The 13,242-nt window shown below is 62.2% G+C and carries 13 protein-coding genes; 6 read left to right on the forward strand and 7 right to left on the reverse strand.

Translation table 11 applies throughout. The features are described 5' to 3' along the window. Positions 1-45: 45 nt before the first annotated feature. A complete protein-coding gene (locus tag AB4Z25_RS10960; RefSeq protein ID WP_112537304.1) occupies positions 46-573 on the reverse strand; it encodes a dihydrofolate reductase family protein in 528 nt (175 codons plus the stop codon). Positions 574-678: 105 nt separating this feature from the next. After that, positions 679-1,236: a hypothetical protein gene (locus AB4Z25_RS10965; protein WP_442207984.1), complete on the reverse strand. Its 558-nt coding sequence runs from the start codon at positions 1,234-1,236 to the stop codon at positions 679-681. A gap of 286 nt (positions 1,237-1,522) precedes the next feature. On the opposite strand from AB4Z25_RS10965, the gene AB4Z25_RS10970 reads away from it, so the two are divergent. Next, positions 1,523-2,974: an MDR family MFS transporter gene (locus AB4Z25_RS10970; protein ID WP_112537307.1), complete on the forward strand. Its 1,452-nt coding sequence runs from the start codon at positions 1,523-1,525 to the stop codon at positions 2,972-2,974. Positions 2,975-3,014: 40 nt separating this feature from the next. Here AB4Z25_RS10970 and AB4Z25_RS10975 read toward each other — a convergent pair whose 3' ends face one another. Together AB4Z25_RS10975 and AB4Z25_RS10980 are read right to left on the reverse strand one after the other, a co-directional pair. Beyond that, positions 3,015-3,209 carry a hypothetical protein gene (locus AB4Z25_RS10975; RefSeq protein WP_112537308.1) on the reverse strand — a complete coding sequence of 65 codons (195 nt, stop codon included), beginning with the start codon at positions 3,207-3,209 and terminating at the stop codon, positions 3,015-3,017. Between the two features lie 13 nt (positions 3,210-3,222). Then, complete coding sequence (locus tag AB4Z25_RS10980; RefSeq protein WP_112537309.1) at positions 3,223-4,176, reverse strand: homocysteine S-methyltransferase family protein; 954 nt, start codon at positions 4,174-4,176, stop codon at positions 3,223-3,225. A gap of 225 nt (positions 4,177-4,401) precedes the next feature. On the opposite strand from AB4Z25_RS10980, the gene AB4Z25_RS10985 reads away from it, so the two are divergent. Both AB4Z25_RS10985 and AB4Z25_RS10990 read left to right on the forward strand, forming a co-directional pair. Beyond that, a complete protein-coding gene (locus AB4Z25_RS10985) occupies positions 4,402-5,034 on the forward strand; it encodes a TetR/AcrR family transcriptional regulator (protein WP_112537310.1) in 633 nt (210 codons plus the stop codon). 80 nt (positions 5,035-5,114) lie between these two features. Further along, a complete protein-coding gene (locus tag AB4Z25_RS10990) occupies positions 5,115-6,035 on the forward strand; it encodes a DMT family transporter (RefSeq protein ID WP_162698660.1) in 921 nt (306 codons plus the stop codon). On the opposite strand, the gene AB4Z25_RS10995 is transcribed toward AB4Z25_RS10990, so the two are convergent. Further along, on the reverse strand, positions 6,036-6,614 hold the full coding sequence (locus tag AB4Z25_RS10995; RefSeq protein ID WP_442207985.1) for a hypothetical protein: 579 nt from the start codon (positions 6,612-6,614) through the stop codon (positions 6,036-6,038). A gap of 138 nt (positions 6,615-6,752) precedes the next feature. Here AB4Z25_RS10995 and AB4Z25_RS11000 point away from each other — a divergent pair, with 138 nt between their 5' ends. The 3 genes from AB4Z25_RS11000 (at position 6,753) to AB4Z25_RS11010 (ending at position 10,111) form a co-directional block, all read left to right on the forward strand. Next, a complete protein-coding gene (locus AB4Z25_RS11000; RefSeq protein ID WP_112537314.1) occupies positions 6,753-7,514 on the forward strand; it encodes a sulfite exporter TauE/SafE family protein in 762 nt (253 codons plus the stop codon). Positions 7,515-7,628: 114 nt separating this feature from the next. After that, positions 7,629-8,669: a DUF1254 domain-containing protein gene (locus tag AB4Z25_RS11005; protein WP_112537315.1), complete on the forward strand. Its 1,041-nt coding sequence runs from the start codon at positions 7,629-7,631 to the stop codon at positions 8,667-8,669. A gap of 29 nt (positions 8,670-8,698) precedes the next feature. Beyond that, on the forward strand, positions 8,699-10,111 hold the full coding sequence (locus AB4Z25_RS11010) for a DUF1254 domain-containing protein (RefSeq protein ID WP_112537316.1): 1,413 nt from the start codon (positions 8,699-8,701) through the stop codon (positions 10,109-10,111). Positions 10,112-10,140: 29 nt separating this feature from the next. Here AB4Z25_RS11010 and AB4Z25_RS11015 read toward each other — a convergent pair whose 3' ends face one another. After that, a complete protein-coding gene (locus AB4Z25_RS11015; protein WP_112537318.1) occupies positions 10,141-10,665 on the reverse strand; it encodes a DUF1697 domain-containing protein in 525 nt (174 codons plus the stop codon). A 224-nt stretch (positions 10,666-10,889) separates the two neighbouring features. Then, on the reverse strand, positions 10,890-12,998 hold the full coding sequence (locus AB4Z25_RS11020) for a S9 family peptidase (RefSeq protein ID WP_112537320.1): 2,109 nt from the start codon (positions 12,996-12,998) through the stop codon (positions 10,890-10,892). Positions 12,999-13,242: the final 244 nt, after the last annotated feature.

Here is a 13,242-nt window from a genome sequence, read left to right on the forward strand (position 1 = left end):
GTAGGGCCGGGCCGGGGGAGGCGCAAGCTGCTTCTATTGTTGACGCTAGGCCGGAGTATATGTGAGCCGGACCACATCGCCCGCAATCCGCTCGTGGGCCACAAGCCTCAGCGGCGGCCGCGCCCCGGTAAAGAACGGCCGCCCATGCCCGAGCACGACCGGATGCACGTAGAGCCGGTATTCATCGATCAGCCCGCTTGCCGCAAGATTACCCGCCAGCACCGGCCCGGCGATCGTCATCTCCCCCTCACGCTCCGCCTTCAGCCCGGCAATGGTGGCCTCAACATTGCCGCTGACCAAAGTGGCATTCGGCCCGACCTCCGTCAGCGACCGCGACACCACCCATTTCGGCAAGCGCCGCCACGCCGCCGCAAACGCCCGGTGCGCATCGTCCCAGCCTTCCTGATCCTCGTCCCAGTAGCGCATCAGCCCATACATCGTCCGCCCATAGACGGTGGCGCTCAGCCCATCGGTCCTCTCCACCCAATGCTGAAACAACGGCTCCGGCGCCATCCGATCATGATCGACATAGCCATCCAGCGACTGGTTCATTTCAAAGACAAGCTTCGCCATGCTGAAAACCTCCACCTTGGGTGGAGTGTAGCGGGAAAGGGTGGCGGGTGGAATGCTGGGGGGACGAGACCTGTGAAACAGCTTGAGATCACGAATTGCTTTGGCCTATGACGCTGCTGCCATAACGATCTGTACGAAAGCTATCAATAAGCCTGCGATGCCCGTTATTCCCGCCAGCGTTGGAGAGCGCAAAAGACGCATGATCTCCGGCCACAAAGGGTCTGGAGTTTCAATTAGGAGTTCGGCTGACTCGATCAACGCCATTGCGTTTGCTGTGCGTGCGTTTGAGAGCCGCGCTGTTTCGATAACCGTCCTTATTTCTGATAAAATTCGGCGAAGTTCAGATCGCTGATGTTCAGAAAGTTCGAACCGCCCTGTCCAGGCGGCACTGTCTATACTAACGGGAATATCCCCGCTTTCGACAGCGTCATAACCCTTTGCTGTGATCTGAAACAGCCTGCCACCCGACATCTGATATGCTTGGCGAGTGATAATAAGGCCTGCAGATTCTAAATCGTCCGTTAAAGCCAGCATGTATTGGTTTGCATACTCAAGCCCTGTATTCTTTTTTATTGTAACGATAGTGCAATACCTCGTGTCCCCGCCGGCTAACCGCCGATAGAGATACTCGATGATTTCACGCTGATCGCTTTGGGCACTCATGCCGCTCTCCTGAAATGGCTGCAAGCATTGGTAGCACTTCTTCAGGTTGGCGGAATCGGTGATCTGCTTATCAGGCGTGAATGTCCACATCGTTTAGCGCTCGGAAATCCGCCCTCCCAAGTAGCCATTCGGTTACTTCATGCCAGCATTGTCTAAAATGCATGCCTTTGCCACATTTGCGGGCGTATACACGGTGTTATCTCCCTTGTGGCATCATGCCATTTCACATCTGCGGCCCTGTCGTCCTTTCATGGCTTCGCCGCGCCATCGCGAGTGATCCCTGCTGATGCCGGATCAGATATTCCACCCCGTTCGCGCCGAGCGGGCTGCCCCGAATTTTCGCACGATCGCGCTGATCGTCGCGAGCGCCATGCTGATGGAAAACGTCGATGCCACGGTGCTGGCAACGGCGCTGCCGACCATGGCGCGCGATTTCGGGGTCGATGCGCCGTCGATGAGTATCGCGCTCACCTCCTATCTGCTCAGTCTGGCGATCTTCATTCCGGCCAGCGGCCGCATGGCCGATCGTTTCGGCTCGCGCACCGTCTTCCGCTCGGCGATCGCCGTCTTCGTTGCCGGGTCGATCGCCTGCGCGCTGGCGCCGAACCTCTTCCTGCTGGTCGTTGCCCGCCTTATTCAGGGCGCCGGCGGCGCCATGATGATGCCGGTCGGCCGTCTGGTGCTGATGCGTAGCGTCGCCCGCAAGGACATGGTCAATGCCATGTCGTGGCTGTTGATCCCGGCGCTGATCGGCCCGATCGTCGGTCCGCCGCTCGGCGGTTTCATCGTTACCTATCTCGACTGGCGCTGGATCTTCTACATCAACGTGCCGATCGGCATCGTCGGCTTCATCCTCGTGTCGATCTTCATCGACGAGGTGAAGGGCAAGGCGATCGGCCCCTTCGATACGATCGGCTTCCTGCTATCAGGGATCTCGCTCGGCTCGCTGCTCTTCGGTTTCGAAATGTCGAGCCGCGAGGGCGAGGCGTCGATGGCGGTATTCCTGATTGCCGTCGGCCTGCTGTTCGGCATCGGCTATCTGCGCCATGCCCGCAAGCATCCGTCGCCGATCATGGATTTCTCGTTGATGAAGGTGCCGACCTTCGGCACCTCCGTCATCGCCGGTTCGCTGACGCGCATCACGCAAGGGGCGCAGCCCTTCCTGCTGCCGCTGCTCTTCCAGGTCGGTTTCGGCATGTCGGCGGCCACAGCCGGGCAGATCGTCATCGCCACCGCGATCGGTTCGATGGCGATGAAGCCGCTGTCGGGCCCGGTCTTCCGCCGCCTCGGCTTCCGCAACAGCCTGATCATCAACGGCCTGCTCGGCACTTTGGGCTACGGCCTCTGTGCCGCCTTCAGCCCGGCCTGGCCCGTCGGCGTCATGTTCGCGGTGCTGACGCTCAGCGCCTTCTTCCTGTCGTTCCAGTTCATGGCCTACAATACGATCGCCTATGACGAGATCAGCCATGAGCGCATGAGCTCGGCCACCAGCTTCTACACCACCTTCCAGCAGCTGATGCTGTCGCTCGGCATCTGCATCGGCGCGCTGGCGCTGCATGCCTCGATGACCACGACGGGCAGCGAGCAGCCGAAACTGCACGATTTCTCTGCCGCCTTCATCGTCGTCACCATCATCTCGCTGGCCGCCACAGTCTGGAACCTGCGCTTCACGCCAAATGCCGGTTCGGAGATCAGCGGTCACCGCCGCAAGGATGCGGTGGCGGCTGCCGAGCACTAGGCAATTCCGGGTGCCGTCCGCACCCGGAGTCTCGTTCCTCTTAATCGCAGCCCGAGCGCCGCGCATGCGGGCCGATGCCGATATCGCGGAGCAGGTGGCTGTCGAGGGCCTCGAAGGGCGTCAGCCCGGCATCGGCGAATTGCCGTGCCTTGCTCCTGGTCTTCGGCCAGACGGGGTGGTGCAGGATCATCCGCAGCAGCCGCTTCGGCCGCAGCTTCTTGCGCAGCGTCGTCATCGCGTTACCCTCCTTACGCACTCATTGCCTGCGGCAGGCAGGCCTCGCAGATCGCCGCCACATGCCGGTGGTCGGTGCCGCAACAGCCACCGAGCACCTTCAGCTGCGGCATGGCAGACAGGAGCAGCCGGTAGCGCCGCCCCAGATCGGCGGGGTCGCCGGCATCCAGCGTCTCGCTGCCATCGAGTTCCGCGTGGCTCATGGTGGAGGCATTGGCGCGGATGCCGCCGATCCGCTTTGCCCAGACGCTGCCGGGATCGAGCGCCGCCTCGAAATGCAGGGGATGGGCGCAGTTGATCATGTAATAGGCCGGTGCCCCATCGGTTGCCGCATCGGCCGTTTCGATCGCCTCCTGAATGCTCTTTCCGGTCACCAGCCGCCCATCGGTCTCGACGGTGAAGGAGATCGCCGACGGCATCCCGTGTGCCTTGGCGGCCCGGATGATGCCGATCGCCTCGTCGATATTGGTCAGCGTGAAGGCGCTCACCATGTCGGCCTCGGTTCCGGCGAAGGCCGAGATCTGCTCGCTGTGATAATCCTCCGCTTCGGCGGCGCTCATTGCGCCGGCCTTGTAGCCGTCACCGCGCGGGCCGATCGAGCCGCTGAGCACGACTGGCAGGTTCGGCCGCTGGTAATCCTTGCGCAATGCAACGATCAGCGTCATCGCCGCCTCGTTGGCGGCTTTCAGGCTGGCGCTGGAATAGCCGAGCTTCCCGCCCCAGTCGCGATTGGCACGCCATGTCGCGCTGTCGAGCACGAACCCGGTGCCATGGCGCCGGGCAAGATCGAGATAGCGCCTGTAATAGTGGCGCAGCTTGCTGCGGCCGGCCTCTGTCTCCAGGAGCACGAAGGCTGCGAAATGCGGCAGCTCCACGCCCTCGTGGAAGATCAGCGTCGTCTCCAGCCCGCCATCGGTAATGTAGGCACCGCCGCCAAGCTGCGGCAATTTCCGTCTGTACTGTGCCATTGAAAAACCCACCCCTACACAGCCCGGCGCCACCTTATCGGGTGTCCGGCAGATAGATTTCTCGCGCTTAATCGCATGCGAAACTAGACGACTTGCGGTATACTTCCCGCGGGCCGGGAATATTGCCTATTGAAATCATGATCTTGCTTGCGCTTTTGAAGGCGCGGCCGCAGCCGCGAGATGGCTTCGGCAACTGAAAACTGTACCGGCGGTACAGGAGGGAGCATGAAAAAGGGCGCCGAAACACGCACGCGCATTCTCGATGTCGCTGAAGCCGCCGTGCTGCAGAAGGGTTTCGGCGGCACCTCGATCGAGGAGCTGATCGCCGAGACCGGCATCACCAAGAGCGGTTTCTTCTACCATTTCCGCGACAAGAACGAGCTCGCGAAGGCGCTGCTCAACCGCTACATCGAAAACGACGAGCGCATCTATGACGAGATCTTCAGCCGCGCCCGCGAGCTGACGGACGATCCGCTGCAGGCCTTCCTGCTCGGCCTGAAGCTGCTCTCCGAACTGCTGGCCGACATGCCGAACGGTCACCCAGGCTGCCTGGTCGCCACCGTCTGCTATTACGAGCGCATCTTCGACCGCGAGATCCAGGAAACCAACCGCAACGCCGTGCTCGCCTGGCGCCGCCGCTTCGGCCGGATGTTTGCAGAGATCATGGCGGTCTATACGCCCCGCGAACCGCTGGAGGTGGATCAGCTGGCCGATATGGTCTCCACCGTGCTCGAAGGCGGCATCGTGCTATCCAAGGCGCTCAAGGAGCCGAACAGCCTCGCCGAACAGATCCTCGTGCTGCGCTCCTTCGTCAAGCTGCTGTTCCAGCCGCAGGCAGGCGCTATCTACCGGCAGTGATGCTGTAGGCAAGCCGTCTCCCGGTCCATTGACAGCGCACCGCCCGCCAGCCAAGGATGCGCTCTCTCCCGGAGCTGTTGATGCTGATTTCCGAAGCCCTTGCCCTTGGTTCCGCGACGTGTATCGCGCTGAGCTCGATGTTCATCAACGAGCTGAACGGCCGGGTGCCGCTGATGCAGCTCGCCCGCTGGCAGCTGACCGCAGCGTTCCTGATGACGGCAACAGCAGCCACGGTCGCCGGTGGCTGGGCGACGCTGGGCGGCTGGCAGTTCATGGCGCTTACCGCATCCGGCGTTTTCGGCATCGCGATTGCCAGCACCACCTATTTCGCGGCCATCTATACCGCCGGTCCACGGGTGACGGCGCTGCTGTTTTCGCTGACCTCGCCCTTTGCGCTCGCCATGGGATATGTCGCGCTCGGCGAAACGATCAGCCTGCTGCAGGCAACTGGCGTCGTGCTGATCCTGACCGGCATCTTGATCGCCATCGCCGCGCGCCGCCGGCGGCCGCCGCCGATGATTCCGCTGGCCGATGGTGAGCCGATCGAGGCGCCAGCACCGCAGGAGCGCACGTCACTGACAGGCATCGTGCTTGGTGTCGTCACTGCCTTCGGCCAGGCGCTCGGCAGTCTTTTCGCTCGTCCGGCCATGGCAGCCGGCGTCGAGCCCTTTGCGGCCATGGCCGTGCGCGCAGGCATCGCCGTCATCTTCTTCTGGGCGTTGTTGTCGTTGCCGGCCATCCGCCGCCAGTCCGGCGCGCTGCGCAAGAAGGATGTGTCTCTCGCTGTTGTTTCCGCCTTCTTCGGCACCGCGCTCGGCATGTCGCTGCTGCTCGCGGCCCTGAAGACCGGCAGCGTCGGTATCGTCTCGACGCTGTCGTCGATGACGCCGATCGTCATCCTGCCGATGGTGTGGCTCCGAAGCGGAAAGATGCCGCATGCCTATGCCTGGGCGGGGGCCGCCATGGCGATCGCCGGGACGGCGCTTGTCAGCCTCGGATAGTCACGAATCCGGTATCAGCGGATCCTCCACCAGATAGAATTCCGCCACCGGCGTCACGTCGGTGACGAAGAAGCCGAAGCTGGTCGTCATGCCGGGGTCGGAATGGCCGTCATCGAAGCGCAGCCGGTCGAAGCTTTCAAACTGGTTCTGGAAATGCGCGTAGCGGTCGGAGGAGAAGAAATCCGGATTGGGATTGGTCTGGCCGAAGGACAGGCCGTCATAGAAGTCGCTTGGCTTGCCACGGATCTCCTCCAGCTCGAATTCGAAGCCGATCCAGGCAAGCTTGCTCTGGTTCACCGCCGAGATCTTCATGTGGAACGAGTTCTGCCGCAGCGTATCGAGACTGGCGGCATTGGCGGCGCGGATCACCAGCGTCACCGGCTCGGTCGACGTGAGCGCCTCGGTGATCTCGATCGGATCGGCGCGTGTGCCCTTTCCCTTGATCGACAGGATCCGGAAGCCGCCGAGCTCGTCTGAAAAGGAGAAATCGCCGGCATACCAGCGGCCGTCGTCGGCCGGACCGGCGCTGACGAGCGCCAGTGAAAGCAGCGCAGCCAGGATCCGCCAGTGACGCCCCATCGCTCTCTCCTGCGCTGAGTATCGCATTGACGCGGCAAATCTCAAAATCATCGTCGGGGCGAACCGCCTGGCGTCAAGGACGGCTTGGCGCCGGAGCCGGAGGCGGCTAGCAAGGGCAGGGGGATGGGGGAGACGCCGATGAGCCTGGAAATCGCAATTCTGTTGTTTGCCGCAGGCATTGCCGGCGGCGTCATCAATGCGCTGGCGGGTGGCGCCACACTCTTGACCTTTCCGGCAATGCTGGCCTCGGGCCTGCCGCCGGTCACCGCCAACGCCTCGAATGCGGTGGCCATCGTCCCCGGCCATCTGCTTGCGGTGCTTGCCGATCACCGGAAGCTGCAGCCGCTCGATCTCAAGCTCGGCCTCTCGGTTCTGGTCTGCCTCATCGGCGGCATCCTTGGCGCGCTGCTGCTGCTGGCGCTGCCGGAGCGGCTCTTCGTGCTGCCGGTGCCCGCGCTGATCGGCGCCGCCACGCTGCTTTTCCTGTTTTCGCCGCGCATCGCAGCCTGGGCCGAAAGGCGCCGCGGCGGCAGCAAGCCATCACAACTCGCAAGCTCCACGGTGCTGGCATTCGCGTCGATCTATGGCGGCTTCTTCGGCGCCGGTCTCGGCGTCATCTTGACGGCGGTGCTGGCGATCGGCGACCTCAACGATATTCGCCGCGTCAAGGCGCTGAAGAACCTGCTCGCCACGGCCGTCAGCATCGCCGCCGTGACGATCTTCATATTGCAAGGCGCCGTCCGCTGGCCGCAGACACTAACGATGCTCTTTGGCGCATTGTTCGGCGGCTATCTCGGCGGCTACCTGGTCCGCATCTTGCCGGGATCCGTTGTCCGCTGGTTTGTGATCGTCACCGGCGCCGTCATGACGGTGGTCTACGCCGTGAAATACTGGATGTAAGCGGCTGGCTCATCGGCGTAAATACCGCTCCATTTACGCCCGTGTTACTGTAACGTACTTACCGCCGCGCGGGCTTTGCGGAAGGGTGCATTTCCACCATTCAGGAGATGCGCGATGCCTGGACAAACCTTCCTGCAATTGAGACCGTTGGTGTCTGCCGCCGCCGTGGCACTGGCCGTCGTGACCGCACCGCATCCGGCCTTTGCCGCCGAAGCTGTCACGGTGGACAATTTCGTCAGGGCCGAGAGCGACCTCTATTTCAATAACATCGTCAAGGATGGCGGTTTCGACAAGCTGATCCACCGCCGCGAACCGGCCGATATCGACAAGCAGACGGTGATCCGTCTGAACCGCGATACGCTCTATACCTCGGCGGTCTTCGATCTCGACGCCGGGCCGGTGACCATCACCCTGCCGGATGCCGGTGGGCGCTTCATGTCGCTCTTTGCCGTCAGCGAGGACCACTATATTCCGGTCGTCTCCTACCAGGGCGCCAGCACCTTCACCAAGGAGCAGGTCGGCACCCGCTATGTGATCGCCGGCATCCGGACCTTCGTCAATCCGGCCGACCCCAAGGACGTCGAAGCGGTCCACGCGCTACAGGATGCGATCAAGGCCGAGCAGCCGGGCGGCCCCGGCAAGTTCGCGATCCCGCAATGGGATCCGGTGAGCCAGAAGAAGGTGCGCGACGCGCTGCTGGTGCTGGCATCGACAATGCCCAATTTCAACAAGGCGTTCGGCGCCAAGGACGCGGTCGATCCCATCCGCCATCTGGTGGCCAGCGCCGCTGCCTGGGGCGGCAATCCCGACAAGGACGCCACCTATCTCAACATCACGCCGCCGAAGAATGACGGCAAGACCGTCTACAAACTCACCGTCAAGGACGTTCCCGTCGACGGCTTCTGGTCGGTCAGCCTCTATGACGCCAAGGGCTACTACAAGAAGAACAAATACGGCGCCTATGCGCTGAACGACGTCACCGCGAAGAAGAGTGCCGATGGTTCGATCGCCATCCAGTTCGGCGGCTGCGACGGCAAGATCGAAAACTGCCTGCCGACGACGCCAGGCTGGAACTACACCGTCCGGCTCTACCGCCCGCAACAGGCGATCCTTGAGGGATCATGGACATTTCCCGAGCCGCAGCCGGTGAAGTGACTGTTCCGCAAAAAAAGGGGGAGGGTGTCATGCATCTGACAAAACGTGAATTCACCAAGGGCATGGTTGCGGCCGCAGGGCTCGCGGGTCTCGGACCGGCCACTGCATTGGCCGCCGAAGTCAGCGCCGCTGAAGCCCGCGCCATCGCCAAGGAGGCCTATATCTACGGCTTCCCGATGGTCGACAGCTACCGCATCCAACATGCCTATTTCGTCGATACCAAAAATCCGGAATACAAGGGGCCGTGGAACCAGCTGGTCAATATTCCGCGGGTCTACACCCCTGCCGACACCGCGGTGCAGACGCCGAATTCCGATACGCCCTATTCGATGCTTGGCCTGGACCTTCGCGCCGAGCCGATGGTGCTGACCGTGCCGCCGATCGAAAAGGACCGCTATTTCAGCATCCAGCTGATCGATGCCTATACCTTTAATTTCGACTATATCGGCAGCCGCGCCACCGGAAACGGCGGCGGCAGCTTCCTGATCGCCGGGCCGGACTGGAAGGGCGAGACGCCGAAGGGCATCGACAAGGTGATGCGCTCGGAAACCCAGCTGCTGCTGGCCGTCTACCGCACGCAGCTTTTCAATCCCGGCGATCTCGACAACGTCAAGAAGATCCAGGCGGCCTACAAGGCGGAGCCGCTGTCGAAATTCCTCGGCAAACCGGCACCCGCCGCAGCACCGGCCATCGACTTTGCCAAGCCGCTCACCCCCGATGGCGAGAAGACCTCGCTCGAGTTCTTCGCCATCCTCAATTTCATCCTGCAGTTCTGCCCCGCTGATCCGTCCGAAACGGCGCTGATGAAACGCTTTGCAAGCATCGGCATCGGTGGCGGCAAGCCGTTCGACCCGGCAAAGCTGACGCCGGACATGAAAACGGCCTTCGAGCAGGGCAGGGCCGATGCCTGGGCTGATATCGAGGGCTTGCGCAAACGCTTCGATACCGGCGAAGTCACCTCGGGTGATGTGTTCGGCACTCGCGCCTATCTGAAGAACAACTATCTCTACCGGATGACGGCAGCTGTTCTCGGCATCTACGGCAACTCCAAACAGGAAGCCATCTACCCGGCCTATGCCGTCGATGCCGAAGGCAACAAGCTCGACGGCGCCAACAAATACACCGTGCGTTTCGCCAAAGGCGAGCTGCCGCCGGTCAACGCCTTCTGGTCGCTGACCATGTACAAGCTGCCCGAAAGCCTGCTCGTCGCCAATCCGATCGACCGCTACCTGTTGAATTCGCCGATGCTGCCGGATTTCGTCAAGGATGCCGATGGCGGGCTGACCTTCTACGTCCAGACCGACTCCCCCGGCAAGGACAAGGAACCGAACTGGCTGCCGGCACCCAAGGGCCCCTTCGTGATCGCGACGCGGCTCTACTGGCCGAAGCCGGAGGCGCTGGACGGAAAGTGGAAACAGCCGCCGATGACCAAGGTGAGCTAAGCGCGAGTGGTGGGTTCAGGCATTCGAGCTTAGCCCTGATCGTCCATCTCGGCCGCCATCTCCACGAGCTTGCGCACGGTATTGATATTGCGCGAGGTTCCGGCCTTCAGTGCCGGAAGCTTGAGCTTGGATTTCCCTGATCCGATGGGGTAGTGGATATAGATCTCGTGGCCGGAGATCACCGCCTCCTCGCCGTCGGGCGCCACCATCGCATCGAGCGCGTTTTTGGGTGCTGCTTCGGCCAGGAAATGCACCAGCACGAAGCTCGGCTTGCAATCCGGGAAGGGCGCGTTCCCGGCGATCGCTGCCATTTCCTTGCGGCTGCGGATCATTACGCCGGGTTTCTTGCCGAGCCGCTTGCCCAGTGCCTCGTCGAGTTTCTCGCCCGCGGCCTTTTCGCTGTCAGCGGAGCGGAAGACGACATTGCCGCTCTGGATATAGGTTTTCACATCCTCGAAACCCAGCCCCTCGCAGATCGCCTTCAGCTCCGCCATCGGCAAGGTGCCGGTGCCGCCGACATTGATGGCGCGGAGGAGGGCGATGTGGACGGGCATGGGTTTTCTCCCTCGTGAATGCTGCGGCCCGGCCAGCCCCCTCTGCCCTGCCGGGCATCTCCCCCACAGGTGGGGAGATGGCTGGGGGCGGCCGCTCGCTCGACTTATAGGCCTACAGCGAGTCGCAACGTTGATCGTGACGCGGGGAGCGAGCCGCTAGCCGATCTCCCCCTTGAGGAGGAGATGCCCGGCAGGGCAGAGGGGGGTAACCCACCCTCCGAAGCCTACATCTTCCCCGCAACCTTGATCGCAAACGCATACTCGAACGCGATCTCTTCCAAGCGCTGGAAGCGTCCGGACGCACCGCCGTGGCCGGCATCCATATTGGTCTTCATCAGGATCGGCGCGTCGCCCGTCGTCTTCTCACGCAGCTTCGCCACCCATTTCGCCGGTTCCCAATAGGTCACCCGCGGGTCCGTCAGCCCGCCGAGTGCCAGGATCGGCGGGTAGGCTTTTTCGCCGACATTGTCGTAGGGCGAATAGGCGGCGATCTGCTCGTATTCTTCCTGGCTGTCGATCGGGTTGCCCCATTCCGGCCATTCCGGCGGCGTCAGCGGCAGGGTGTCGTCGAGCATGGTGTTCAGCACATCGACAAAGGGAACGGCGGCGATGATGCCGGCGAATTTTTCCGGCGCCATGTTGGCGATCGCCCCCATCAGCATGCCGCCGGCCGATCCACCCTCGGCGATGATGTTCGCGTAAGATGTGAACTTCTGTTGATTCAGATAGTCGGCGGCTGCGATGAAGTCCTTGAACGTATTGGTCTTCTTTTCCATCTTGCCGTCTTCATACCAGGCAAAGCCCTTGTCCTTGCCGCCGCGGATATGGGCGATGGCATAGACGAAGCCGCGGTCGGCGAGCGACAGGCAATTGGTGTTGAACCCGGCCGGAATGGTGATGCCATAGGCGCCGTAGCCATAGAGCAGACAGGGCGCCGAGCCGTCGAGCGCGGTGTCCTTGCGGTAGAGCAGGGTGACCGGCACGCTCTCGCCGTCCCAGGCAGGCGCAAAGACGCGGCGGGTGATGTAGTCATCAGGGTTATGGCCCGACGGCACTTCCTGGGTTTTGAGCAGCGTGCGCTCGCGCGTCACCATGTTGTAGTCGTAGAGCTGGGAGGGCGTCGTCATCGACGAATAGGAGAAGCGGATGACATCGGTGTCATATTCGGCAGCCCCTGAAAGACCCAGCGAATAGGCCTCCTCGGCAAAGGCGATCGCATGTTCCTCGCCGGTCGCCCGATCACGGATCATGATCTGCGGCAGGCCGTCCTTGCGCTCCAGCCAGAGCAGGTGGCGGGCATAGGCCATGTGATTGATGATGAGCGTGCCCGGCTTGTGCGGCACCACTTCGCGCCAGTTGTCCTTGCCCGGCGCATTCACCGGCGCCTCGACGATCTTGAAATCCTTGGCATCGCCGTCATTGGTCAGGATGTAGAAGACGTCGCCGCCCTCGGTCAGCGTGTATTCGATGCCTTCCTCGCGCTCGGCAACGATGACAGGCTCGGCCGTCAGGTCCTTGGTCGAGAGCAGCCGGTACTCGGAGGTCTCGTGATCGTGGATGTCGATGTAGATGAAATCGTCGAGCAGCGAGCCGCCGACGCCCATGAAGAAGCCGGCATCCGGCTCTTCGTAAACCAGCCGGTCGTCGCTCTGCGGCGTGCCGACGATGTGATGGAAAACCTTCGAGGGGCGATGGTTTTCGTCCAGCGCCGAATAGAAGAAGCTCTTGCCATCCGGCGACCAGACGCCGCCGCCGCCGGTATTCTCGATCACATCGGCGAGGTCTTCGCCGGTCGCGAGATCGCGCACCTTCAGCGTGAAGAATTCCGAACCCTTGTCGTCATAGCCCCAGATGCCGCGATTGTGATCGGTGGAGTGATCGAGGCCGCCGAGGCGGAAATAGCTCTTGCCCGCCGCTTCCTTGTCGCCGTCCAGCAGCACGGTGCGGATCGTCTCGTCCTTGGTGTCGCCGTCGCGCGGAATGCGGAAATAGCGCGGCTGCTCGCCGCCGGTCACGAAGAACGTGCCATAGGCATAGGCGCCATCCTTCATCGGCACCGACGAGTCGTCTTCCTTGATGCGGCCGCGCATCTCGGCAAACAGCACCTTCTGCAACGGCTTGGTGTCTTCCATTGCCGCGTTCATATAGGCGTTTTCGGCTTCCAGATGCTTGCGGATCTCGGGGTCGAGGATACTGGGATCCTTGAACATCGCCTGCCAGTTATCGGCGCGCAGCCAGGCGTAATCGTCTGTCCGAGTAATGCCGTGGCGCGTATCGGAAAGCGGCTTCTTGGCAGCAGCGGGCGGGGTCGGCAGGTTCTTGAAAACGGACAAATGAAAAGCTCCGGATGGGTATTGCGGTGGGGAAGAGATAGAGGTGCTGCGGGACGCAATCAAGCGCCGCGCAAGCCGTCGTGGATAAGCTGCGGCTAAATCGAAGTGTTCCTCACGTTGCCTTGATGTCACCACATTGTTTAAGAAAGTCCGCTAGCATCGCGCGGAACCTTAGCCTTGCCAGATGGAGATGACGGGGGCGTCTGGCTGAGGCTTGTTCCGGATTGAGCAGATAGAGGGATAA

The sequence above is a fragment of the Rhizobium sp. RAF36 genome (assembly GCF_052114105.1).
Lineage (GTDB): Bacteria > Pseudomonadota > Alphaproteobacteria > Rhizobiales > Rhizobiaceae > Rhizobium.